The following is a 22,793-nucleotide window of genomic DNA, read 5'->3' as shown; positions in this document are numbered from 1 at the left end:
CGCAGCAGCTGTTCCCCTCTGGAGGTTTTAGATCTCCACACTTCATGGGCCGCGGTTTTCACCGGCGGCCCTTTTTCTTGGTGTCTTACTGTGGCCAAGTCATTTGCCATAAGACGGATGCGACATACGAGCCCAGCACACCGAGCAAGAAGGCGATACCGCGCTCTGCCCACCGTTGCGCTTTCGTCGGTACGCCCAGCGCCTTTCGGACTGCTTCCGTCTCAATAGCCTTCAAAGCCTCAAGTGCTTGCGCTTCCGTCACCAAAGTCGACTTCTGATCTTTTGCAGCTGCTATCGCTGCGGCAAGCGTCGAAAGCTCCGCCTTGTTCCTGTCGGCCTGGATTCCCAGTTCGTCAATTGCCTCGAGCGCCTCGCGCATGTTTTGTCGTGCGGCGTCGATCTTCTTCAATCGCTCATCGACGGTCTCGCGCGATTGACCGACAGCGATGGAGAGATCGAAGGGACCAAGCTTCGCCTTGATTCCGAGATCCCTTAACAAGGAGGCACTGGCTCCGGTTAGCGCATCTAAAACTTCCCCCAGAATCACACCACCAATCTGCGCTTGGCCCTGAGGCCTGATGTTCCAACGTGGCCCAAGGCCCCGGGGCTCTACCGGTTCGTCCTTTTCGTCCATCTTTCCCCCCTCGGTTCGAACGATCGATTTCGAACGATGCGCCGCAACAACAATCGATTAAGCCGAAACAAGCTTTGCCTGCAATGGAAAGGAGAGGAGATGCAGGGAAATGAAGGGTGCGGTCGCAGATCGGTCCTCCTGCCGACGCTATCGCTCAACCGCCGCCTGCGCGATCCCGGCCGCTTGTCCTTCGCAGGGCTGGCAGCCCCGCTTGTCCTGCCCAGCAGGGATGCTCGGCCGCAGTTGCGGCAGTCCGGCCGCTCGGCGGTCCGGGAGGTGTCTTCGAGAAAATATGAAGACAGGAAGGGCTGGCAAGGCGCCGGTCCGGAACCCTCTAGATAAGGACAAATCCCATGCAGATCATGAAGGTTGACCCGCGTGCACTGAAGGAAAATCCCGACCGGATGCGCCAGTCGAAATCCTCGCCACAGGCCGATGCGTTGATGCTGGCAACGATCAAGGCCGTTGGCATCGTCCAGCCGCCGGTTGTTGCCCCCGAAACCGATGGCGGAAACGGCTATATCATCGACGCCGGACATCGTCGCGTGCGATTGGCCATCGCCGCCGGCCTGGAAGAGATCGAAATTCTTGTCGTGGATGCCGCTAACGACAATGGCGCCATGCGCTCGATGGTCGAAAACTCGGTTCGGGAAGCGCTCAACCCCGTGGATCAGTGGCGCGGCATCGAACGTCTCGTTGCGCTCGGCTGGACCGAAGAAGCGATTGCGGTCGCTCTCGCGCTTCCTGTTCGCCAGATCCGCAAGCTGCGTCTGCTCGCCAACGTCTTGCCGTCCATGCTCGAACAGATGGCGCTGGGCGACATGCCGTCCGAGCAGCAGCTGCGGATCATCGCTGCCGCCGGTCAGATCGACCAGAAGGAAGTCTGGAAGGCGCACAAGCCGAAGAAGGGCGACACCGCTCCGTGGTGGCAGATCGCCAATGCGCTCACGAAGAAGCGCATGTATGCCCGGGATGCGAACTTCGGTGACGATCTGGCTCAAGCCTATGGCATCGAGTGGGTCGAAGACCTCTTCGCGCCAGCCGACCAGGACGGGCGCTACACCACCAATGTCGAAGGCTTTCTCGGCGCCCAGCATGAATGGATGACCGCCAACCTTCCCAAGCGTGGCGCCATCGTCGAGGTCAACAGCTGGGGCCAGCCGGAGCTGCCGAAGAAGGCGGCGCAAGTCTACGGCAAACCGTCCAAGTCCGACTACACCGCGCTCTACCTCGATCGCGACGGCAAGGTGCAGACAGTGCATTACCGCATGCCCGAGGCGGCCAAGCCGAAGGGCGCCGCTGGAGACGGCTCCACGGCGGACAGCAACGATGGCGACGCGATTGCCTCGCCGAAGTCTCGGCCCGACGTGACCCAGAAGGGCCATGACATGATCGGGGATTTTCGCACCGACGCGCTGCATGATGCGCTCGGCCGTGCGCCGATCGAGGATGACATGCTGATGGCGCTGCTAGTGCTGGCCTTTGCCGGGCAGAACGTCCGCGTCGACTCCGGTGCAGATGGGACGTTTTATTCCGGCAAGCGCTTCTCGCGCCATGCGGTGGCACTGTTCGATGAGCATGGAAAGCTTGCCTTTGACCAGGACACCCTGCGGATCGCCGTTCGCTCCGTGCTGATCGATGTCTTCTCGTGCCGCCGCGGTATGTCGAACAGCGGTATGGTCTCGCGCATCGCCGGCGAGGCTATCGGAGCCGATAAATTCCTGCCGAACATGGGTTCGGAGGAGTTCCTCCTCTGCTTGTCCCGCCAGGCGATGGAAGCATCGTGCGCCGAGGCATCCGTGCAGCCTCGGCCCAAGGTTCGTGAAACCCGTGCAGCGCTCGTCGAGCATTTCGCGAACGAGCACTTCGTCCATGCTACTGCGCGCTTCGCACCGCCAGCCGACGAGTTGCTCGACTGGATCCGGGCGAGCTCAGCTACGGACATTGTCGGCGCGGCCTCGCAAGATGACGGTGGCGATCATGTTGACGACCCAGCCGAGGATCAGGAAGGGCACTTCGACGGGGCTGCGGATCAGGACGATCTGCAGGATACAGATCTTTCTGACCACGAAGAGCCCGACGCCGGCTTCGATCAGAGGGACGCAGCATGACCGCCGTCTCCCAGTCGAACATGACAGCGCCCACCCCCGATTTCTCGGGGGTGGAGTTTGCCACCAGTGCGGACGGTCTATCCGTCCACAGGCCCTCCTCCTTCATCGGCTGGCGAAGCTCGGGGGATGGGCGATGATCGACGTCCGCGCTTCGAGACCGCTGACGAAAGCAATCGTCGCCCGGCGTGAGATCCAGCGGCATCTGGAATGTCTCACCCGGCAAATTATAGCTCGCGCGGGAAGGCAGACGACGACGGTGAAAGCCCGGAGCCGAGCGCGTCGCCGATCGGGTCGTCGTACTTGCCATCAGGAGCTCGTCGACCGCCTCACCTTCGAGCGTTGGGTCGAACTCGACATGATCCGCCGCAGGCTGGCGATGCAAGAGAGTGTCATCGGTGAACTGCAGCATGGCGACGAGCGACCTTTGCATCGTCCGGCGACATAGGCAGGCCCGGAAACGTAGCCACTGGTGCTGAACTTGCCCGGCTTCGATGTCATCGGCGTGGCGGGTTTGGCCGCGTGTGTTCCTTCCCGCTAGAGCCAGATATCGGGCCGTGCTGGACTTGCCCTTCTTGTTCGCTGCGGTCTAAACCGGCGGCCGGGCGTTTCAAGGCCGCTGTCGCGCCGCGTGGCGGCCGACCCAGCCTCCCTGCGCGAGGGCAGGCTCGCCGTCTGCTCAGGTCAAAACCTGCTTGCCCGCAAACCTGCCCTGCTGGCTCAGCCGGATCGGACCTGTGAAGCCGCCCGTCCTTTGCCGGTTCCTGGTCGTCCGCATCGAAGGGCAGACCGGCACGGGCCGGAACCGCTTCGGCAGCCAAGGAAGGAACAGACATGGCCAAGCCCGCAACTCCAAACCGCTCCAACGCACGGATCTCGCAACTTCGCAAAGGAGCAACCCTCGAAATGGTCCGCCTCTCCTGCCCAGACACCGCCCAGGCACTCAAGATCGCCGAAAGCTTCGGCACCACAGTTGTCGACAGCGAAGGCATCCGCAGTCTGCACGAGCGGCTGATCGTCGAGACCGCCGACAGCCTCTCCGAAGGGCTCGGCGATAAGGCTATGCAAATCCATCTGCAGCGTATCGTCGGGGCCTTCGTCGGATCGGCGCATGGCGCCGGACAGTTTTACTCCCGCGCCGTCACCGAGGCACGCGACGCGACAGCCAAGGCGTCGAATGATGCCCGCGACGAGGATCTCGATGGTCCGGTCGGCTACGACAGTGCTGCCCAGCGCAAGCGGGAATTTGCGGCCGACATGGGTATCCAATCCCACGCGCTGCGGATGGCAGCAGAAGGCGCGGTGGTAGCCTACGAACAGGTCGTCGGCGAGACCTGGAAACCCTTCGACCGGCCGGTCGAACACCCGGGCGCATCGCTCGACCGCAAAGCAGCGGAAGTTCAGATGGCCGCATTCGGATGACACATTTGGCGGGGACGCACCCCGCCTTCTTTTCCTGATCCGAGGCCGGTGCCTAGAGCATCGGCCTCTTCTCATGTCGAACAGGAAACCTGGAGACGCGACTGTCGCGGCCCGTCCCGCTCGGCGGTCCTGCAGGAGCCGGGTGCCCATGCAACGGCTTTGCCGTCCTCCACGCTGTTGCGGCCGTTCCGGTGCATGGCCACACCATCGGCCCCTGACGTCGAACCTCCGTGACGGACTGCGACAGGCGCGGTCTCTGAAAAGGAGAGAAAAGTCATGACAAAGAAATCAGAAGCGGGTCGCGCGGACATCTACACGCGGATCACCGATCGGATCGTCGAGGATCTTGAGAGAGGCGTCCGCCCCTGGATGAAGCCATGGAGCGTCGCCAACACCGATGGCCGCATTACCCGGCCGGTGCGCCATAACGGCCTTCCCTATTCGGGCATGAACGTGCTCCTCCTATGGTCGGAGCAGATGTCGCGCGGCTTCGCCTCGTCGATGTGGATGACCTTCAAGCAGGCGCTCGAACTGGGCGGGGCCGTACTCAAGGGCGAGGCTGGCTCAACCGTCGTTTTCGCCAGCCGTTTCACCAAGTCCGAAGCGCACGGGAACGGTAACGAGGTCGATCGGGAGATCCCCTTCCTGAAGGCCTATTCAGTGTTCAATGTCGAGCAAATCGACGGTTTGCCCGCTAGCTATTATGCGCCGCTGGCCAAGGTCCTTGATCCGGTTGAGCGGATCGAGCGCGCCGATCGCTTCTTCCGCAATACCGGTGCAGTCATCCGTCACGGCGGCAATCAGGCCTACTATTCGTCCGTCATGGACTACATCCAGATGCCGCCCTTCGAGGCATTTCGCGATGCTGCCGGCTATGCGGCCGTCCTCTCTCATGAGGCGACCCACTGGACGGCGGCGGAACATCGCGTGGGACGTGACCTGGCGCGCTATGCCAAGGACCGGACGGAGCGGGCGCGGGAGGAACTCATTGCCGAGCTCGGCAGTTGCTTCCTATGCGCTGACCTCGGTATCGCGCCGGAGCTTGAGCCGAGGCCGGATCATGCATCGTATCTGCAGTCGTGGCTCTCGGTGCTGGCCAACGACAAGCGGGCGATCTTCCAGGCGGCAGCGCACGCACAGCGCGCTGTTGCCTATCTCCACGGGCTTCAGGGGGGTGAAACGATTTCGGATAAGGTTGCAGCTTGAGCGCGGCAGCGCATCCGGACTTGTCGAGGGGCCGCCTGGTGGCGGCCCTTCCCGAGGCTTCAGCGCGATCGAAGCTGTAAAATCGCGACTAAGAGCGCGGCGACCGCTACGGCAAGCGATATGTATTCATAAAGACCAACACTCATCTCTGTGCACCCCTCAAGCTGCAGCCTGCGTGCGTTTGCGCGCACCGGGTCGGACAGCCTTTCGTTTCGCCTGGGTGGCCTCTTCCTTCGCCTTGGCCATGTCCAGAGAAATTGCTTTGATTCGCTCGACCAAGGGCGAGAGATCGTACTCGTTCGATATCCGTCGGCCATTGTTGAAACGGTTGACCCGCTTCAACAAGCCCTCTTCCTCGAGCCTGGCAATCGAGCGCTGAACGGTCTTGGGAGTGACGGCGAGCCGCTCGGCGATGCGCGCTTTTTTCGGCCAGGGCATTTCGTCGGGCCGCCACCAATGCTCAATCAGGTGGATGAGGACGGCAAGATCCGTAGCATTGATCTTCAGACGCGCCTGGCCTTGAAGCAAGGCCTTCGGCAGGACGGTGTATCCCACGTCGATCGCCTCTTTGCCCCACTTCTTGATCAGGACCTTATCGTCCTTCTTGTCGGCATCCTCATTGGCCGGCTTATTTTCTACTTCTTCGGTCACTTTGGCCTCCTTGTGGCTTGTTTGTGACCTGTATTTCGGGCATAAATGACTGGAAATAAAGGGCAAGGCCCCTGATCACGTATGGACATATGGGGGCATACGTATGGACATTCAAGACCCGTCGCGGTGTGGGCTGTGATGTCCACTGAAGTAGTAAGCAATCGTGATATAGGATCAGCGGAAGCAGGATGCTGGAGTATAACCAGGCGTCATGGACAAATTTGTCCATACAAACTGGCCCATTTTTCCCTGCTGTAGGGCCTTGGTGCTGCAATCAACGAGCTTTTGAAGCAATTTCGGTCTAAGTGACCACCTGTTCGATAATACCGGATAGGCGTTCCGGTCGAAGCGTGCCCCTGCTGGGCATCGACAGCGGCTTCGGCACTTTCGACTGGGGTCGATACCGTCACGAAAGAGACGGCCTGGACATTAATCCCAACAGCTCCGGCTAAAACCTACCCGGTGCCCAGAACGTCGAGAAATGCAGCGTGTGGGAACGCGATACCGTGGAAACGTTCCTTCGAGATCCCCATTGTAACGACAAGTTTCGAGTGGCTGATAGGGCGGGATACCTCGGGAGGAAGCGCGACGTGTCGAATGCCATTGCCATATCCCTTCCCGTCAGAGTTTTCGGCGACCCATCTGCGGGCTCGATGAGGCATGTCTGACCGGAGACCGGCTGCGCCTCGATCGTCTTCCCGCAACGGCAGCCTCAGATTTCTTACCCCGGAAGGCTGCACCTTCCTCCTCGCCGACTAACAAATCTGCGACTTGCCGCCCTCCATTTCATTGCGGCCCAATGCCACCCCAGCGCGCAGGCGCGCCGGGGACCCCGGCTGGGTGCGGTCCGATCGTCACCGGTCTGTTCGACAGCCATCGAGACCGCGATGGGCGCGGCCCGAACTTGAGAAAAGGAATACGACAATGGCAACCATCGGCACCTTCACCTCCACCGAAAACGGCTTCACCGGCTCCATCCGCACTCTCGCCCTCAACGTCAAGGCCCGCATCGTCCGGGTCGAGAACTCCTCCGACAAGGGCCCACAGTTCCGCGTCTACGCAGGGAGCGTCGAACTGGGCGCCGCCTGGCAGAAGACCTCGGGCGAGGGCCGCGACTACCTCTCGGTCAAGCTTGACGATCCGAGCTTCCCGGCCCCCATCTACGCAACGCTCGCCGAGGTCGAAGGCGAAGATGGCCTCCAGCTCATTTGGTCTCGCCCGAACCGGGACTGATTGACATCACAAGGCTCCGCCACCGGCGGAGCCTTCTCCTCTAACCGAGATTTCAAGCCGGACCACGCATCGAGCGAGGTCCGGCTTTTTTGGGTGCCATACGGAGAGGAGGAAAAACCTGCTCAGTATCCGATGATGATGCCGACGGGATTGCCGACGTCAAGGATGAGCGGTGCCCCCAATTTCGAATTGGCAGCAGAGCCGCCAACACGAAATCGGCTCCCCCACTCCCCGGCGCTGCCGGTCGCTTCAGCGATCCCTGACATCGTCATTCCCTTTCCGGCGCCGCTGATCGTCTTTCACATAGGAGATCAGACAATGACCTACGAAATCGAATGCCAGATCAAAGAACTTCGTGCGGAATTGCGTAATGCTTTGGAGCCTTGCGAGCGCCGCCAGATCGAAGCCGAGCTCGATCTCGCGCAGGCCGAACTGACGGTCGCGATAGCCGAGCTGGACGGCCGCGTCGATGCGGAGCCACCGTTCTGAGGGGCGGCGTCAACCGCGTCTTCATCACACGCTGTCGCAGATCTCATGTCGATCCCATTTCATTGACATCAGGGATAGTGCGTCCCGGGCGTCTGGCTGCAACCTGATAACGCCAGAATTTTCCCCGCCTCCGGCTCCTCGCGGACCAAAATTCAGTCGCCATCAGGTCCTCCGCTCCACTTCAGCCCTGCGGGTGCAGCCCTCCTTCCCGGTCCGCCCATCATCCCCGCAATGAAGCGCAATCAACCGGAGATCCATGATGCAACAGCTCGCAAAATTCCTTTCCGCCACCGGCCGCCGTCTTCGCACCCTCGGAAAGATTGTCTGTCACCTTTTCCGCAAGGGAAAGCTCGGTCTGAAGATCGCTATCAAGATCCCGTTTTTCGCAGACGTCGAGTTCAATATCGAGACCGAATGGGAACGGCGCCAGTGAGCGCCGACCGGCTCGGCCTTAACCGGCCGAGCCGTCTAGCACCAGGGTTCCCGACGGCCTGTCCAGGTCCGGGCCAGTCCTTCCGAGACCAGGATATCGCCGAGGCTATGGCCATTTCGCACGAGAACCCGAAGTGCTCGGCCATAGCGATCCGTGTCGCGACCGGGCCATGCTCGAATTTCGAATGGACCTTGGTTGACCAGTTCGATCAATCGCTCGGTCGCTCGGGTTCCCAGAGCAAGTTCCGAGGGGCATTTGGGCTCGCTGATCTCAGGTGCGTCTATGTCGGCAATTCGGACTTTCGTGCCATCGATCCACAGCGTATCACCATCAACGACGCAGGCAGTCCGATGGCCGCCGGTGCATTTCCCGAACATTGTCGCAGCAATATTCGGTGCGGCCAGTGTCATCGACGCAGCACTGGCCGCGAGGGCGATCATGAACATGGTGCGGAGCACTATGCCGCGCATAGTGAGGTTGCGCCGCCCTCTCTTTTTCCGGAAGAAAAGCCGGAGACCATGCGAATATGCCAAGCGTCGAATGCTCCTATTTATCGTAGTCGATGTGTGGATGTTAGCCAGTGTCTGCGAGAGATCTCCGACCTTCAATGACGGGCTGCCGAACGGGTGACCCGGTATCCGCGGGTTCGCTTGCGGCGGAGAAGATCCAGGAAGGTAGTGACCGCATCTTGCTCTCTGGCAAAATGCTGGGTCTTCATCTGGCCCTGGGCTCCAATCCGGCCCCATCGGCGTGTCAGGCAGATTTCGCCGAACAGGTTGGGCTCGATCGTCATGGCATAGAAGCGGGCCATGTTGCGCGCTTCGTCCGTGCGTTCCACATAGAGCTGATAGGGTTGAGTGAGCATGGCAGCATAATCGCTCGGCCGCCAATTTTCGTCCAACGAGAGATATGAATCGATTGCGTCTGACCGATTCGTTTTCGTGAAGTTCCGGTGAACACTGTGGGCGGTCCGCCTGCGGCGTTCAGCTCTATCCGCTGAGGCGAACGAAGCCCAGAGGTCTTCGCCCATACGGGTCACGATCTTCCCGCGAATGCCACGCGCCATCAGCGCGAACAAACGTCGATCAATATCCGAGGAAGCCGAGGACATTGCCGCCATAGAACTCTCCGTAGTCGTCGGGAAGGCCAATGACTTCCCCACTGTCCTTGTCGATCAGCGCGCCGTCGGCTTCACGTACCACCGCCGTGATGCCGTGCTTGCGGCATTCATCGATCGCCTCGGCCGCGCTCACCTGTGCTTCGCATGCTTCCCAATATCTCACCGTTGGGTCCTCGATCTATTGCACAGCCGGTTCATCCGTGCCGGAAGAGTTCTTGTGAAACCGGTTCTCTCCGACACAGGCCTTCATGTCCTCGCGGCGGAACCAGACAGCGCGCCCGCATCGAAGGGGTGCATTGCCTGAGGTGAAGACGATCTGCTCGTCGCCGCGCATGCGCAGAACCTCATGCGGAAGAATCAACGGTCGGCGGCTGAGCTGCTTTGATCGCGACCTCGACGATCCCTTCATTCCGGACGAGCGATTGGTTTGGTCGACCTCGACTGTGGTGTCACCGCATCGTTTGGAGATGTAGTCTGCAGTATCAGGATCGTTGATCGCCGCGAACGAAATCCACGACGCGGATTCGAACCATTTGCTCGTCGCATCACGCCCGCCATAAGCCTCGCGCATCTGGCCGAGCGACTGGAAGATCATCGTCAGCGTGATGCCGTATTTGCGGCCTGCATCGCGCGCGGTTTCGAGGATGCGCAGATAGCCGAGACGTGCCACCTCGTCGAGCAGGAAAAGGGTGCGATCCTTCACATCGCCGTTGCGGTTATAGATTGCGTTCAGCAGCGAACCGATGACGACGCGCGCCAAGCCCGGATGGGCTTCCAGCACTTTCAGATCGAGCGCGATGAAAATGTCAGTCTCGCCGTCTGCGACCTCGTCGGTCGAGAAACTGTCGCCGGACACCAGACCGGCATAGTTGGGATAGGACAGCCAGTGTGTTTCCTTGACTGCATTGGCATAGACACCGGAAAATGTCTCCGGCGTCATGTTGACGAAGACGGAGACATTCTCCTTCACGAAATCCGAATCCGACCCTTCATAGATCTTCGTCAAACGAGCTCGAAGCTTCGGCTCGGGTTCGGACAGATTGGCGCGAACCTGGCGCAGCGTCTGGTCTTTTTCATCGGTGTGTCCTGACAGGCAGACGTCGGCGATCAAAGCCGTCAGGAGTTGCATCGCCGAGGCTCTGAAGAAGTCGTCGCGGGCAGATGCCGTGCGTGCATTGTCGGTCATGATCCACGTCGCGACGGCGACGATATCCTCTTCCTTGGTATTGCCATGACGACCGATCCAGTCGAGCGCGTTGAAGCCGACACCAGACGCTGTTGGATCGAGCACGATCACCTTGCGGCCGGCCTGACGTCGATGTTCGGAAACCATCGGCGCGACCTCGCTCGACGGATCCAGCACAACGAGACCGCCGCCCCATTTGAGCGCGGTTGGGATCGTCACCGAGGTCGTCTTGAATCCACCGGATCCGGCAAAGACGATGCCATGCGACGATCCGAAGGAACCATCAAAGCAGAGCAGCGGTGACTTGCCGCCGGCACCCCAGCTTTGCGGTTCATCAGCGCGAAACTGCATTGTGGAAACACTATCGCGATCGACGCGGTATCGCTCGCCGATGACGATCCCACCGTGCTCGGGAAACAGCTTTGCAGCCTCCTGCATTTTCATCCAGTCAGCATCCCCGTGGACAGCGCGCCGACCACCGATCCGTTTCGGGGCTGCCATTGCGAAGGCGGCATTCCCCTTGACCGCAACCCGCAAAGCGAAGACGCTTCCGATGAAGGCCAGGCCCGCGCCAATCATCGTTGCCGGATCGGCATAGGCGAGAACCGATTGCCCGGCTGGCACGTTGCTGGCGATAGCGGCCAGGCGGATTGCCTCGCGTACAATGGCGATGATGATGACCACAGCACTTCCAGCGAGCACGCTCCGACCGGCGACCTTGATATTCGTCGAGCCATTTGCGGCGAACAGCGCAACAACGCCGATTGCGGTTGCCGCGACGTAGGGCAGGGCGAGACCAGCCCTTCCTAGCATCAGCTTAGCCTGCGCTGTTGTTCCGAGCGCCGCCACCCGATGTTCCGTGCCTGATATCAGGATCATGGCTGCGACCATGATTGCCGCGGGCAGGATTGCCAGAAGCAGCCTATTCGCCGTCATTGCCGAAGGCCTCCGCGCCGATTGCCATCAGTCGAGCCTTCTCTATCTCGTCGCCCTTGATCCGCCTGCCGGCATCGATCAGCAGGCCGAGGAGCAGAGCACGCTTCTCGTAGCGCAGCCCGGCCTTGACGATCAGGCCGCCGAGCTCGATCTTCTCCCGCGTGTCTTTCTTGCGCGCATCTGATGTCATCGCTTTAGCCATGCGCTCAAACCTCACCAGCCCCGCCCGCATCCGCGCCAGGCGCGAGCGCCGCCGACGTCCCGCTTGCGGTTCGGCCATCTCCAGCGTCTTTCTTCCCGGTCGCAAGACCTTTGCCTCCGCGAAACCGTTTGGCGACGTCCTCGAAGGCCGCCTGAAGCTCTGCCTCGTCAATCTCGATTTCCCCCAGACCGGCCTTGAGTGCGATGCGCCCGATGCGTTCGGCCTCACGGGTCTCGGCCTGCTTCAGCTGATCCTGCAATCTGGCGATTTCTTCCCTGATCTTCGATGACGGTTTCTTCATTCCGGTTGCTCCTTTGAAGTCTGGGCGTTGCACTTGTGACGCCCAGATTCTTCCGGATGTGCCTGAATTGAAATCTGCAGATCTGCAGATCGCCAAGGGCGATGCTTTTGTGAATGATCCCGCCGTTCCGAAGGAATGGCTCCAAGGGCGCAATTATACGTCGCGATGCGACGCGTTGCTTCTCGGTCCGGTGAGACCGGGCTCTACCGCCACTCCCGACGAACTTGGTTCTAACCGGAAGCGCTCTTCGCCGTGGCCATCGCCCATTTCTCAGCCAACATCGTCAGCCGCGGCTCGGGCCGCAGCGCGGTGCTCTCTGCCGCCTATCGGCACTGCGCGAAGATGGAGTACGAGCGCGAGGCCCGCACCATTGATTACACCCGCAAGCAGGGCCTGCTCCACGAGGAATTCGTGCCTCCAGCCGATGCCCCGAAATGGGTTCGTTCACTGGTCGCTGATCGGTCTGTCGCCGGAGCGTCGGAAGCCTTCTGGAACACGGTCGAAGCTTTCGAGAAACGTGCCGATGCACAGCTTGCCCGTGACCTGACGATTGCCTTACCCCTGGAACTTTCGGCGGAGCAGAACATCGCCCTGGTCCGGGATTTTGTCGAGAAACACATCCTGGCGAAGGGCATGGTCGCCGATTGGGTTTATCACGACAATCCCGGCAATCCGCATATCCACCTGATGACGACATTGCGGCCGCTCTCCGACGACGGGTTCGGGTCGAAGAAAATCGCTGTCATCGGAGAGGACGGCCGGCCGGTGCGAACGAAATCCGGCAAGATCCTTTACGAACTCTGGGCCGGATCGACCGATGACTTCAATGTGTTGCGAGACGGATGGTTCGAGCGGTTGAACCATCACCTGGCGCTTGGCGGTGTCGATTTGCGCATCGATGGCCGCTCCTACGAGAAGCAGGGTATCGATCTTGAGCCCACCATCCACCTTGGCGTCGGGGCCAAGGCGATCGAGCGCAAGGCGGAGCAAAGGGGTGTTCGCCCGGAACTGGAACGGGTCGAGCTGAACGAGCAACGACGCTCGGAAAACACCCGCCGGATCCTGCGCAATCCTGCCATCGTGCTCGACCTGATCACTCGAGAAAAGAGCGTCTTCGACGAACGCGATATAGCGAAGGTCTTGCATCGCTATATCGACGACCCCGCGCTCTTCCAGCAATTGATGTTGAAGATCATCCTGAACCCGGACGTGTTGCGGCTGCAGCGCGAGACGATCGATTTCGCCACCGGCGAAAAGCTGCCGGCGCGCTATTCGACGCGGGCGATGATCCGGCTGGAAGCGACGATGGCGCGGCAGGCGATGTGGCTGTCGAACCGGGAGGGAAGGGGCGTTTCCCACTCCGCTCTGGACGCTACGTTCAAGCGGCATGAACAGCTGTCCGATGAGCAGAAAGCGGCGATCGAGCGCATTGCAGGACCTGCCCGGATCGCCGCGGTTGTCGGACGCGCCGGCGCCGGCAAGACCACGATGATGAAGGCGGCCCGCGAAGCGTGGGAGCTGGCTGGATATCGTGTGGTCGGCGGAGCGCTTGCCGGCAAAGCCGCCGAGGGTCTGGAAAAGGAAGCCGGAATCGAGAGCCGCACGCTTGCGTCATGGGAGCTGCGCTGGAACCGAGGCCGTGATGGTCTGGACGACAAGACGATCTTCGTCATGGACGAGGCCGGCATGGTTGCCTCGAAACAAATGGCGGGCTTCGTCGATGCCGTGGTCAGGTCGGGCGCGAAGATCGTGCTGGTCGGTGATCCGGAGCAGCTTCAGCCGATCGAGGCCGGGGCCGCTTTCCGCGCCATCGTCGATCGCATTGGCTATGCCGAACTCGAAACCATCTATCGCCAGCGCGAGGGCTGGATGCGCAAGGCGTCGCTCGATCTCGCACGCGGCAATGTCGAAAAGGCGTTGAGTGCTTATGGTGCCAATGTCAGGATTACGGGCGAGCGTCTGAAGGCCGAAGCTGTCGACCGCCTGATCGCCGACTGGAACCACGGCTACGATCAGACGAAGTCGACCTTGATCCTCGCCCATCTGCGCCGCGATGTTCGCACGCTCAATGTCATGGCCCGCGAAAAGCTCGTCGAACGCGGCATTCTCGGAGAAGGCCATCTGTTCCGGACCGCCGACGGCGAACGCCGTTTCGACGCTGGCGACCAGATCGTCTTCCTGAAAAACGAGGGATCGCTAGGCGTCAAGAATGGCATGATCGGACATGTCGTAGAGGCCGCAGCAAACCGCATCGTCGCAACGGTGGGCGAGGGCGATCAGCGGCGCCAGGTGATCGTCGAACAGCGGTTCTACAACAATCTCGATCACGGCTACGCTACGACGATCCACAAGTCCCAGGGCGCCACCGTTGACAGGGTCAAGGTGCTCGCTTCCCTGTCTCTGGATCGGCATCTGACCTATGTGGCGATGACCCGCCATCGCGAGGATCTGCAGCTCTACTACGGAACGCGGTCCTTCTCCTTCAATGGCGGGCTGGCCAAGGTTCTCTCCCGAACGAACGCCAAGGAGACGACGCTCGATTACGAGCGCGGCCAGCTCTATCGCGAGGCACTGCGCTTCGCGGTGGCCCGCGGCCTTCACATCGTGCAGGTCGCTCGCACCTTGGTACGCGACCGGCTCGACTGGACACTGCGCCAGAAAGCAAAACTGGTCGATCTCGGCCAGCGTCTTACCGCCTTGGCCGTCCGCCTCGGGGTCACTCAATCCCTACACACTCAACCGATGAAGGAGGCCGCTCCCATGGTCGCAGGCATCAAGACATTCTCAGGCTCGGTAGCCGATACGGTCGGTGACAGGCTCGGTGCAGATCCGTCCCTGAAGCGGCAATGGGAGGAGGTCTCGGCGCGCTTCACTTACGTTTTCGCCGATCCTGAAACCGCCTTCCGCGCGATGAACTTCGATGCGGTTCTGGCAGACAAGGAGGTGGCGAAGCAGATCTTGCAGAAGCTGGAGGCTGAGCCGGGATCTATCGGTCCAATGAAGGGCAAGACCGGCATTCTCGCCACCAAGTCGGAGCGCGAGGCGCGTCGCGTCGCCGAGGTGAATGTGCCTGCTCTCAAGCGCGATCTTGAGCAATATCTTCGGATGCGCGAGACTGCTAGACTGAGAGTTCAGGCGGACGAGCAGGCGCTTCGCCAAAGGGTCTCGATCGACATTCCGGCGCTATCGCCGGCAGCGCGCGTCGTGCTGGAGCGGGTGCGTGATGCAATAGACCGCAACGATCTGCCAGCGGCGATGGCCTACGCGCTCAGCAATCGTGAAACCAAGCTCGAAATCGACGGTTTCAACAAAGCCGTTACCGAACGGTTCGGGGAGCGGACGCTGCTGAGCAACGCCGCGCGCGAGCCCTCCGGAAAGCTGTACGAAAAGCTTTCCGAGGGTATGAAGCCGGAGCAGAAGGAGCAGCTAAAACAAGCCTGGCCGGTTATGCGCACGGCGCAACAGCTCGCGGTCCACGAGCGCACTGTCCAATCACTGAAGCTGGCCGAGGAACAGCGGCTCACACAACGCCAGACGCCGGTACAGAAACAATGAGGCAGAGACGAGTTCTGCTGTTTCTGACCGGCTCCGCCGTCATCATATCCACACTGGCGGCGGCTGCGTTCACGGGTGGCTATCGGCTGAATCTGACCCCAAGCGAACCGCTCGGCCTCTGGCGCATCGAAAAGCTTCAGCGTCCCGTCGCTATCGGCGATCTGGTGTTTTTATGCCCACCCATGACAGCCGTCTTCGCAGAAGCACGGCGGCGCGGATACCTGCGCCGAGGGCTGTGCCCCGGTGGAGTTGCGCCGCTGATCAAGACAGTTGCGGCGCTCCCTGGGCAGCGTGTCGAAATCACCGATCACGTGCTGATCGATGGTCGCTCGGTTCCCGCGTCGTATGTCCGCGGAAGGGACGGCGACGGCAGGGCGTTGACGTCTCACCCCGGCGGTGTCGTGCCGCCGCATCATCTGTTCCTTCACTCCTCCTTTGCGAGCTCCTATGATAGTCGATATTTTAGCCCGGTTCCGGATTCAGGTCTTCTCGGCCTGGCGCGGCCCGTCTTCACCTTCGACCCGGGATCGCAGTGACGATCATCTGACTGATCGCTCGAAATCCATCCTCCCAATCATTGCGTCCATGGCCGTTGGGTGGATCGGCTGGAGCGGGGAGGTGCTTCTTCTCCCGCTCGCCACGTTCTTTCCTTTGCTCTGGGCAATGGCGCCGTCACGTACGATCGTCGCACTTGTTGCGGCGGGCTATTTCCTGGCGGCCTCCCGCGGATTGCCGCAGGGCGTGGCCAACTTCTATGCCGCCGATCTTTGGCCCGGGTTGGTGCTTTGGGTGATGGCTTGCGTCTCGTTTGTTGGCGCGCATGCCGCACTCTGGATGAAGCGTCGTGACGAATTCGCGTCCGGGAAGAGGGGTGCGGATTCGGCGAGGGCAGTGCGCTATCTATCGGCGATGGCGCTGACGGGGCTGCCGCCGTTCGGTATCACTGGTTGGGCGCATCCCCTGACAGCTGCCGGTGTGTTGTTTCCCGGCTGGGGATGGTTTGGACTGTCCGCGATGGCGACCGGCCTGCTCATCATGACGACAAGGCTTTGGCCGGCCGCAGCCGTCATCCTTGGAGGATTCTGGCTCTGGTCCGCCGCGACGTGGACGGAACTGAAACTACCTTATGCATGGAGGGGCGTCGACCTTCAGCAAGCTCAAAGCCTCGGTCGTGACGGATCGCTTCAGCATCACCGTGACCTGATCGCAACGGTGCACCGGAGAATTGCTGCGTATCCGGACACGCATGTTGTGGTGCTGCCGGAAAGCACGCTCGGCTTCTGGACGCCCACGGTCGAACGTGTCTGGCGGGAGGTCCTGCGGGGATCCGATCTCACCGTTATCGCAGGTGCTGCAGTCGTTGATCCCAAGGGCTATGACAATGTCATGGTGGTGATCTCGGCCGACGCCGCTGATGTCCTCTATCGCGAGCGCATGCCTGTCCCGGGCTCGATGTGGCAGCCCTGGTTGCAATGGACCGGGCAGGGTGGCGGCGCGAAAGCAGACTTCTTCGGCAATCCGGTGGTCGAGGTTGACGGAGTGAGGATCGCGCCGCTGATTTGCTACGAGCAGCTTATCCTTTGGCCGATCCTGCAATCGATGCTGCACGCGCCCGAGGTGATCGTTGCCGTTGGCAATGGCTGGTGGACGGAAAACACCTCGATCGTCGCCATCCAGAAAGCGAGCGTCTCAGCCTGGGCAAGACTCTTCGGCCTGCCCGTTGTTATGGCGTTCAACACATAAGGAGTACCCAAGATGTTCGATGCCGTCCTTATACAACAATGCGCCGATCCTACCCTGAAGCCCGCGATCGTCGAGCAGTTTATCACCCGTGCCGGATCGCAGGACCCTCTCGCCATCACCGTGCGCTCCGGCAACCGCGTCGTGCTGGTGCCGAAGCCAACAACGGCGGAGGAGGCACTGGCTGTGATCCGCAACAATCTCGGTCGCAACACCGTTCGCGTTGGGATCACACAATATCCAGCAGGCGTCGGCATCGTCGAGGCTGGCCAGTTAAAGCCGGATATGGTTGAGCCTTGTGAGAATATCCGCATGGGGACGGCGCTCTTCGCCAAGGTCTTTCGCATCGTTTTGGAATGGTATGGCAATCCCACAGCGAAAGAAGTCCTGCCACAGGTCATGGATGATGCGGTCCTTGCCTGGCAGACCGGGTATTTCGAAGGAGTGGCTGTGTTTCGCGCGGAGGATCCGGGGCAGGAGAAAATTGCTAGGCCTGAAGCGGTCGATCCCGTAAAGCCCGACCAAAGCGGTGCCTCTGAAAACGACGACGGTGCGACCGAAGTTGGACCTGATTCGAACAAGGCAGGCATCAGGATCGACCTTTCCGGGATCGGTGCAAGGCCGTGAATCCTGGCAGTCTGCAGATCTGCAAGGCGATTGTTTTCCATTGCCCTAGCGGAAACAGTCTGGAGCTTTTATAAGACAAGGTAGGGCGGTACGCGCCGCCCAGGGGTGTGGAAACCCTTACTCGGCGGTTGGTGTCGGCCGATGCGACACCAGAATCCTCTGGCCATTGGCCGGTGGGCCTGCGACGTATGTCCAGGTGCTCCGGTGCTAAAGGTCGCAGGACTGTCCGAGTACAGTTTCCAACCCCCGGCTTGGGATCAGAGATTAACGTTTGCGGGGGCGCACCGCAGACTATATCTAAGGGTTGGATCACCTATGGATTTGAAAGATTCAGCAGTGTCGGACACATGTGAATTGCGCCCGGTGATCGGGCTGACGCGCGGGCTGCCAAACTCGGACATCGAGACTTTGACAGTAAATGCCATTCGGCTGCACAGGCAACTCGTCGAAAAGGCGGATCAGTTTTTCCAGGCGCTGCCGGAGGATTATCAGACTGGAAAATCGGTCGGTGGCGATCAGCATCTCGAATACATCGAAGCGATGATCGAGATGCATGCGCAGATGAGCGCAGTTAGCGCACTGGTTGGCGTTCTGGGCTACATCCCGAAGGTGTCGGTCAATTGAGAATTCCCGGCTAGATGAGGCCAGCACGGATAGCCAGTGCCACCAGGTGCGGCATCGTATGGATCTGGAAGCGTTTTCTCGCCTCTTCCAGTTTGCTTTTCACGGAATTGTATTTGACGCCTTCGAGATCGGCGGCTTCTTCCATCGTCTTGCCGACTGAGATCCAGTTGAGGTACGCGGCCTCCTTCGGGTCGAGCCAGGCCGGGTGCTGTGCAGTCGGCGTTAGGGGCAACAGGGTCATGCGGGTGTGCAGCTGCCCAACAGCGGCGGCCGCGGCGACTGGATCGATATCGCGTCCGAGGTCAACTGAGAATTTGTCAGAGGCGAGCGTGAACATGGAAGTCGATCCGTTGGCCGCTCGAATGGGGACGGTGACTCCAGAGCGGATCCCGAAATCCGCGGCCTGGTCTAAGAACGCCCGCTCCTGCTTGGACAGGTGCCGCCGTTCATCCTCTCCGCTCCAAGTGAACACTCGCTTCAGAGACTTTGCGCGGTTTACGATTGGGTCGATTGCCTCGAATTTGCGATTAAAATATATCGAACGCCACTCGGAAGGATAATTTGATAAGGCGATCGTGTGCCCCGGCCGGATGTATAAATAGGCATAGCTAGAGAAGCCCGCTTCGTGGGCAAGACGGATGAGAGCATCCTTGAGAACATTCTCGTCGCCCCGAAGCGCAGCAAGATCGATTAGCTTGTCCAGCCAATGTTGCATATTTTACTCCGTAATTTGTCAGGTAGGACAGGTCACGAGGTGCACGCAAAAACATATTCAAATTCTAATACAATCCTAAGTTGCATAATCCAGTTTATGGAACTCGGCTATCTCAGTCCCAAAAGAGATTGTTTTCAAAGCCAGTAGCACACTTGATCGGAAGTTACTATCATTTCAATACTATATACTCCGGATAGCATGATCAAGAGAGTGCTCGCGTATTTCTATTCGCCCAGGTCAGCCGCTCCCGTCGATCGCACAGTTGCAGCATCCTGGGGTTAAAACATCTGACAACGTGATGGCCAGACGCCGTGATGGCATCGCTTACGATATACTCCGGCGGACAGACTGAGGCGTTGCGCCTGTCCATATTCGAAACGCCCTGACAAATGAGTTCGCATCTTCGAAGCCCAGCAGCAAAGCGATCTCGGCACTCGACATCGCGGTCTTGCGCAAATAGTGATCCGCTAGCGACGATCGCACAGAATCGAGGGTTCGTTGGAACGATGTGCCCTCCTCCTGTAGCCTTCGCTGCAGCGTGCGGCTCCCTACCCCTAATCTTTTGCCGACCGATTGCATGGACACATCACCGGCTGGCAGTGCTTCGAGCAGTGCGCTCCTGACCCTTTCGACCATGCTTGCGGTCCGATCTAGATCAGCTAGCCTTTGGCGCAAGGAAGGCTCGAAAAATAGCCAGATTTTGTGGTTCTCAGTCAAGAACGGACGATCAAAGTCTGCTGCGTCGAACACCAGGGCCGCCAGCGTCGCATCTTCGACCGGGACGCCGAAGAAGTCTTCGTACAAGACAGTGTCTCTCTCGGGCGCATCCGTCGAAAGTGGCCAAGCGACTTTAAGCGGCTTCACGGCGGTGCGCGTTGCAAGGCGTGCAAGTTGGACGAAGAAAACCAGCTTGAATGCCAGGAACACGGCGGGCGGTGGTTTTGTCTGGTCGAGGAAGTCGATTATAACAGTTGCCCGCGCTGCTGTCCGCTCGACTTGTATTGTCATAGGGGCAATCAACCGGACATACTGCGCTATTCGCTCAATGGCGTTGCCGAGGTTGGCGCTGCACAAGGCGGCGAACAACTCGGGATCAAACCAGTCGCTGGTCATGACCTTCGCAATCCGCAAGGGAGCAGGCAAGCCAGGATCGAGGGACCGCGCCTCCTCCTCAATGGCCGTCCAGAGGTTGAAGAACGCGGGTGAGGTCAGGCGAACCTGGTCACGCGCAAACAAGTCACCTGGCAAGTCGGCGCGGCGCAGGATGGGCGGAGCATTCAATCCCGCATCTTGCATCAGTAGTCGCCAACCCGGCCAAACGGCGTAGTCTAGCGTCGAAATCGATCGGCCAGGGGTCATTGGTGGGGTGTCCGTCATCGTTCCATTTTATCCGGCAGATCACGCCAGCACAATCGCGAATGGCGCCAATCTGCATACTCTATACGAGCGGTGCTGCGGCAGCATCCTGCCAATTCCGGGCACGACACCATCACTGAGTTTGGCGCGATCCGCATTTTCTTTGGCATGTTCAGCTAGTGAAAAGACGAAGCATGCGAGGCATATATGTCTCACGAAAACATCTAACCGCAGTTGCTGCGACTGGAGCTATGACATGTCAAAGACCGTTCTCATCACCGGTGCCTCATCTGGCTTCGGATTGATGCTCGCCAACAAACTTCACGCACAGGGTTTCAAAGTCATCGGCACAAGCCGTGAACCCGAAAAGTATGCGGGCAAAGCCCCTTTCAAGCTGATCCGTCTGGATATCGACGATGACGCGTCGATCGAGGCCCTTCCGGGTGAGCTTTTTCAGCATGTGAAGCAGCTGGATGTCCTGGTCAACAATGCCGGCTATATGCTGACGGGCCTTGCCGAAGAGACGCCACTCGACCTGGCGCGAAAGCAGTTCGAAACAAACTTCTGGGGAACCGTGAAGGTTACGAATGCGATCCTGCCATATTTTCGCAAGCAGCGTTCCGGCAAGATCATCACGGTCAGCTCGATCGTTGCCTTGATCGGTCCGCCGAACCTTTCCTTCTACGCGGCTTCGAAGCACGCTGTTGAGGGGTATTTCAAGGCGCTGCGCTTTGAGCTGAATCCTTTTAACATCAAGGTCAGCATGGTCGAGCCGGTCTGGTTCAAGACCAATCTCGGCAGCAACGCGATCAAGGCGGTGGCCGGCACCATCGCCGACTACAATACCTATCGGAAGCAGGCCAATGCTGCGACCCAGAAGGGCATTGACGATGCTGAGAAGCCGGACGCCGTCGTCAAGAAGATCGCCGACCTGATCGCGGCAAAGGAACCCAAGTTCAGCAATCCGGTCGGCAAAATGACCGGCATGTTCCTGTTCCTGCAGACCTATGCGCCGAAGATGTTCGAAGGCTCGATCCTCAAGAGCGTGTCGAAGGCGGCCTGACCCAAACTCTCGATTAGCGTTGTCAGATGAACTGGATGCACGTTATGAAAACGTATCTCTCTTCCCAGAGCCTAGTCGGCGGCCACTCGCGTCGCGAAGCCTTGCGCGTGGGAGGGGCTGCGGCTGCGCTGGCTGGCTTCTCCATAGCGGGACTTGCTTGGCCTTCGGCCACGATGGCCAGCGCGAAACCTCTAACTGCGGCGACAACGCATTTCATCGAAGTGGGCGGCCGCAAACTCGCTTACCAATCGGCTGGCGCGGGCAAGCCGATTATCCTGGCTCACCGCTTCCGCGGCGTTCTGGGTCTTTGGGATCCGGCATTCATCAATGCGCTGGCTTCGCAGGGCTTCCAGGTCGTGACCTTCGACTATTCCGGTATGGGTCTTTCGACAGGCGAGAAATCCTACAATCCGATGTCTCTTTTGAAGGATACCAAGGATCTTATCGACGGGCTTGGCCTGAAGGACGTGGTGATCGGCGGATGGTCGTATGGGGCTATTGTTGCGGAAATCTATGTGGCCATGTTCGGCGCGTCGGTCAGCCATGCTGTTCTGATTGCGGGCGTTCCGCCAGGCAAGCTGGTAAAGTCGGGTGAGCAGCGCTTCCTCGATGTGGGAACGCAGGGACCAGCGACGCTCAAGCAATATACCGAGCTGTTCTTCGAACCCAATGATGCGGCAAGCCGCGCAGCATCGAAACAATCGTTCGATCGGATCTTCTCCGACGAAAACATCAGAAGCCCCGATGTGCCGGCAGACTGGGCAAAGCAGCAAGTTCCCGCGTCACCGCCAAATCCGGTAATCCCCTCCGAGGATGTACTGAATGCGCTGAAGCACACCAACGTGCCTATCCTGCACCTGAATGGCGACCACGACATCTCGTTCCCGGTCGAAAACTGGTACGCCCTCAACGGGGAGTTCCCCACGCTCAGCCTGATCACCTATCCGCGCGCCGGCCATGGGGCACATTTCCAGTACCCGGAACTCGCCGCATCTCAGATCGCGGCCTTCATAAGAAACACGAAGAAGGTCTGACGACAACGACGGCGAGGCAATTCATCCGAAGATCCGCAGCTTTGAGGATCGCGAGTAAAGGAGCACACTATGAAGAACTATCTATGCAAGTTCATTCCGCCTCGGGATGATTTTCTGGCGACGATGAGCGATGACGAAAAGACGTGGATGGCCGGGCA

At 59.9% G+C, this 22,793-nt stretch carries 24 protein-coding genes; 14 read left to right on the top strand and 10 right to left on the bottom strand.

The annotated features are described in order from the left end of the window. Positions 1-85 precede the first annotated feature (85 nt). Complete coding sequence (locus tag ACQZ40_RS20695) at positions 86-634, bottom strand: hypothetical protein (RefSeq protein WP_113090811.1); 549 nt, start codon at positions 632-634, stop codon at positions 86-88. Positions 635-987: 353 nt separating this feature from the next. Between ACQZ40_RS20695 and ACQZ40_RS20690 the strand changes: the two genes are divergently transcribed. The 4 genes from ACQZ40_RS20690 to ACQZ40_RS20675 all read left to right on the top strand — a co-directional run bounded on the left by ACQZ40_RS20690 (position 988) and on the right by ACQZ40_RS20675 (position 5,370). After that, complete coding sequence (locus ACQZ40_RS20690; RefSeq protein ID WP_174000864.1) at positions 988-2,745, top strand: ParB/RepB/Spo0J family partition protein; 1,758 nt, start codon at positions 988-990, stop codon at positions 2,743-2,745. Positions 2,746-2,878: 133 nt separating this feature from the next. Further along, positions 2,879-3,190 carry a hypothetical protein gene (locus ACQZ40_RS20685; protein WP_174000865.1) on the top strand — a complete coding sequence of 104 codons (312 nt, stop codon included), beginning with the start codon at positions 2,879-2,881 and terminating at the stop codon, positions 3,188-3,190. A 386-nt stretch (positions 3,191-3,576) separates the two neighbouring features. Beyond that, entirely contained in the window at positions 3,577-4,164 is a 588-nt protein-coding gene (locus ACQZ40_RS20680) for a hypothetical protein (RefSeq protein WP_174000866.1), read from the top strand. 276 nt (positions 4,165-4,440) lie between these two features. Then, a complete protein-coding gene (locus ACQZ40_RS20675) occupies positions 4,441-5,370 on the top strand; it encodes an ArdC family protein (RefSeq protein ID WP_174000867.1) in 930 nt (309 codons plus the stop codon). Between the two features lie 159 nt (positions 5,371-5,529). Here the strand turns inward: ACQZ40_RS20675 and ACQZ40_RS20670 are convergent, their stop codons facing one another. Next, positions 5,530-6,021, bottom strand: a complete 492-nt coding sequence (locus tag ACQZ40_RS20670) for a helix-turn-helix domain-containing protein (protein WP_174000868.1) — start codon at positions 6,019-6,021, stop codon at positions 5,530-5,532. Between the two features lie 924 nt (positions 6,022-6,945). Between ACQZ40_RS20670 and ACQZ40_RS20665 the strand changes: the two genes are divergently transcribed. From ACQZ40_RS20665 to ACQZ40_RS20655, 3 genes are all read left to right on the top strand, one after another. Further along, positions 6,946-7,254, top strand: a complete 309-nt coding sequence (locus tag ACQZ40_RS20665) for a DUF736 domain-containing protein (RefSeq protein WP_112392071.1) — start codon at positions 6,946-6,948, stop codon at positions 7,252-7,254. Then, entirely contained in the window at positions 7,255-7,743 is a 489-nt protein-coding gene (locus tag ACQZ40_RS20660; RefSeq protein WP_174038103.1) for a hypothetical protein, read from the top strand. It begins immediately after the preceding gene. 259 nt (positions 7,744-8,002) lie between these two features. Continuing rightward, positions 8,003-8,176, top strand: a complete 174-nt coding sequence (locus ACQZ40_RS20655; protein WP_174000870.1) for a hypothetical protein — start codon at positions 8,003-8,005, stop codon at positions 8,174-8,176. A 35-nt stretch (positions 8,177-8,211) separates the two neighbouring features. Here ACQZ40_RS20655 and ACQZ40_RS20650 read toward each other — a convergent pair whose 3' ends face one another. The 6 genes from ACQZ40_RS20650 to traC form a co-directional block, all read right to left on the bottom strand. Further along, a complete protein-coding gene (locus tag ACQZ40_RS20650; protein ID WP_236766990.1) occupies positions 8,212-8,709 on the bottom strand; it encodes a thermonuclease family protein in 498 nt (165 codons plus the stop codon). 71 nt (positions 8,710-8,780) lie between these two features. After that, complete coding sequence (locus ACQZ40_RS20645; RefSeq protein ID WP_336510130.1) at positions 8,781-9,296, bottom strand: WGR domain-containing protein; 516 nt, start codon at positions 9,294-9,296, stop codon at positions 8,781-8,783. Further along, positions 9,262-9,429 carry a hypothetical protein gene (locus tag ACQZ40_RS20640; protein WP_448748598.1) on the bottom strand — a complete coding sequence of 56 codons (168 nt, stop codon included), beginning with the start codon at positions 9,427-9,429 and terminating at the stop codon, positions 9,262-9,264. The genes ACQZ40_RS20645 and ACQZ40_RS20640 overlap by 35 nt, the downstream gene beginning before the upstream one ends. Positions 9,430-9,474: 45 nt before the next feature. Beyond that, complete coding sequence (gene traG, locus ACQZ40_RS20635) at positions 9,475-11,418, bottom strand: Ti-type conjugative transfer system protein TraG (RefSeq protein ID WP_174038107.1); 1,944 nt, start codon at positions 11,416-11,418, stop codon at positions 9,475-9,477. Further along, on the bottom strand, positions 11,405-11,620 hold the full coding sequence (traD, locus tag ACQZ40_RS20630; protein ID WP_162732719.1) for a type IV conjugative transfer system coupling protein TraD: 216 nt from the start codon (positions 11,618-11,620) through the stop codon (positions 11,405-11,407). Before traD ends, traG begins: the two co-directional genes overlap by 14 nt. A gap of 4 nt (positions 11,621-11,624) precedes the next feature. Next, complete coding sequence (gene traC, locus ACQZ40_RS20625) at positions 11,625-11,921, bottom strand: conjugal transfer protein TraC (RefSeq protein WP_174000873.1); 297 nt, start codon at positions 11,919-11,921, stop codon at positions 11,625-11,627. A 252-nt stretch (positions 11,922-12,173) separates the two neighbouring features. Here traC and traA point away from each other — a divergent pair, with 252 nt between their 5' ends. The 5 genes from traA to ACQZ40_RS20600 all read left to right on the top strand — a co-directional run bounded on the left by traA (position 12,174) and on the right by ACQZ40_RS20600 (position 18,467). Beyond that, positions 12,174-15,476, top strand: a complete 3,303-nt coding sequence (traA, locus tag ACQZ40_RS20620) for a Ti-type conjugative transfer relaxase TraA (RefSeq protein ID WP_174000874.1) — start codon at positions 12,174-12,176, stop codon at positions 15,474-15,476. After that, positions 15,473-16,012, top strand: a complete 540-nt coding sequence (gene traF, locus ACQZ40_RS20615) for a conjugative transfer signal peptidase TraF (protein WP_174000875.1) — start codon at positions 15,473-15,475, stop codon at positions 16,010-16,012. Before traA ends, traF begins: the two co-directional genes overlap by 4 nt. Next, positions 15,924-17,219, top strand: coding sequence for a conjugal transfer protein TraB (locus ACQZ40_RS20610; RefSeq protein ID WP_174038111.1), 1,296 nt, complete (start codon positions 15,924-15,926; stop codon positions 17,217-17,219). Before traF ends, ACQZ40_RS20610 begins: the two co-directional genes overlap by 89 nt. Before the next feature lie 12 nt (positions 17,220-17,231). Further along, positions 17,232-17,843 (top strand): TraH family protein, encoded by a 612-nt coding sequence (locus ACQZ40_RS20605; protein ID WP_174000877.1) that lies wholly within the window; start codon positions 17,232-17,234, stop codon positions 17,841-17,843. A gap of 315 nt (positions 17,844-18,158) precedes the next feature. Then, entirely contained in the window at positions 18,159-18,467 is a 309-nt protein-coding gene (locus tag ACQZ40_RS20600; RefSeq protein WP_174000878.1) for a transcriptional repressor TraM, read from the top strand. Positions 18,468-18,477: 10 nt separating this feature from the next. Here the strand turns inward: ACQZ40_RS20600 and traR are convergent, their stop codons facing one another. Beyond that, positions 18,478-19,182, bottom strand: coding sequence for an autoinducer-binding transcriptional regulator TraR (traR, locus tag ACQZ40_RS20595; RefSeq protein ID WP_174000879.1), 705 nt, complete (start codon positions 19,180-19,182; stop codon positions 18,478-18,480). 324 nt (positions 19,183-19,506) lie between these two features. After that, positions 19,507-20,478: an AraC family transcriptional regulator gene (locus tag ACQZ40_RS20590; protein ID WP_174000880.1), complete on the bottom strand. Its 972-nt coding sequence runs from the start codon at positions 20,476-20,478 to the stop codon at positions 19,507-19,509. Between the two features lie 316 nt (positions 20,479-20,794). Between ACQZ40_RS20590 and ACQZ40_RS20585 the strand changes: the two genes are divergently transcribed. Further along, the gene (locus tag ACQZ40_RS20585) at positions 20,795-21,601 is read left to right on the top strand and encodes an SDR family NAD(P)-dependent oxidoreductase (RefSeq protein ID WP_174000887.1); all 807 of its coding nucleotides are present in this window, start codon (positions 20,795-20,797) and stop codon (positions 21,599-21,601) included. Between the two features lie 44 nt (positions 21,602-21,645). Further along, complete coding sequence (locus ACQZ40_RS20580; protein ID WP_236775148.1) at positions 21,646-22,635, top strand: alpha/beta fold hydrolase; 990 nt, start codon at positions 21,646-21,648, stop codon at positions 22,633-22,635. Positions 22,636-22,793: the final 158 nt, after the last annotated feature.

The sequence above is a fragment of the Agrobacterium sp. 16-172Ci genome (assembly GCF_053522725.1).
The sequence above is the reverse complement of the archived record's forward strand: the minus strand, read 5'-3'. Positions and strand labels throughout refer to the sequence as shown.

What these genes read in the sequence shown, in the direction of transcription:
- ACQZ40_RS20695 (WP_113090811.1), bottom strand. Translation starts at nt 634, where the DNA reads ATGGACGAAAAGGACGAACCGGTAGAGCCCCGGGGCCTTGGGCCACGT.
- ACQZ40_RS20690 (WP_174000864.1), top strand. Translation starts at nt 988, where the DNA reads ATGCAGATCATGAAGGTTGACCCGCGTGCACTGAAGGAAAATCCCGAC.
- ACQZ40_RS20685 (WP_174000865.1), top strand. Translation starts at nt 2,879, where the DNA reads ATGATCGACGTCCGCGCTTCGAGACCGCTGACGAAAGCAATCGTCGCC.
- ACQZ40_RS20680 (WP_174000866.1), top strand. Translation starts at nt 3,577, where the DNA reads ATGGCCAAGCCCGCAACTCCAAACCGCTCCAACGCACGGATCTCGCAA.
- ACQZ40_RS20675 (WP_174000867.1), top strand. Translation starts at nt 4,441, where the DNA reads ATGACAAAGAAATCAGAAGCGGGTCGCGCGGACATCTACACGCGGATC.
- ACQZ40_RS20665 (WP_112392071.1), top strand. Translation starts at nt 6,946, where the DNA reads ATGGCAACCATCGGCACCTTCACCTCCACCGAAAACGGCTTCACCGGC.
- ACQZ40_RS20655 (WP_174000870.1), top strand. Translation starts at nt 8,003, where the DNA reads ATGCAACAGCTCGCAAAATTCCTTTCCGCCACCGGCCGCCGTCTTCGC.
- ACQZ40_RS20645 (WP_336510130.1), bottom strand. Translation starts at nt 9,296, where the DNA reads ATGGCGGCAATGTCCTCGGCTTCCTCGGATATTGATCGACGTTTGTTC.
- traG (WP_174038107.1), bottom strand. Translation starts at nt 11,418, where the DNA reads ATGACGGCGAATAGGCTGCTTCTGGCAATCCTGCCCGCGGCAATCATG.
- traD (WP_162732719.1), bottom strand. Translation starts at nt 11,620, where the DNA reads ATGGCTAAAGCGATGACATCAGATGCGCGCAAGAAAGACACGCGGGAG.
- traC (WP_174000873.1), bottom strand. Translation starts at nt 11,921, where the DNA reads ATGAAGAAACCGTCATCGAAGATCAGGGAAGAAATCGCCAGATTGCAG.
- traF (WP_174000875.1), top strand. Translation starts at nt 15,473, where the DNA reads ATGAGGCAGAGACGAGTTCTGCTGTTTCTGACCGGCTCCGCCGTCATC.
- ACQZ40_RS20610 (WP_174038111.1), top strand. Translation starts at nt 15,924, where the DNA reads ATGATAGTCGATATTTTAGCCCGGTTCCGGATTCAGGTCTTCTCGGCC.
- ACQZ40_RS20605 (WP_174000877.1), top strand. Translation starts at nt 17,232, where the DNA reads ATGTTCGATGCCGTCCTTATACAACAATGCGCCGATCCTACCCTGAAG.
- ACQZ40_RS20600 (WP_174000878.1), top strand. Translation starts at nt 18,159, where the DNA reads ATGGATTTGAAAGATTCAGCAGTGTCGGACACATGTGAATTGCGCCCG.
- traR (WP_174000879.1), bottom strand. Translation starts at nt 19,182, where the DNA reads ATGCAACATTGGCTGGACAAGCTAATCGATCTTGCTGCGCTTCGGGGC.
- ACQZ40_RS20590 (WP_174000880.1), bottom strand. Translation starts at nt 20,478, where the DNA reads ATGCAAGATGCGGGATTGAATGCTCCGCCCATCCTGCGCCGCGCCGAC.
- ACQZ40_RS20585 (WP_174000887.1), top strand. Translation starts at nt 20,795, where the DNA reads ATGTCAAAGACCGTTCTCATCACCGGTGCCTCATCTGGCTTCGGATTG.
- ACQZ40_RS20580 (WP_236775148.1), top strand. Translation starts at nt 21,646, where the DNA reads ATGAAAACGTATCTCTCTTCCCAGAGCCTAGTCGGCGGCCACTCGCGT.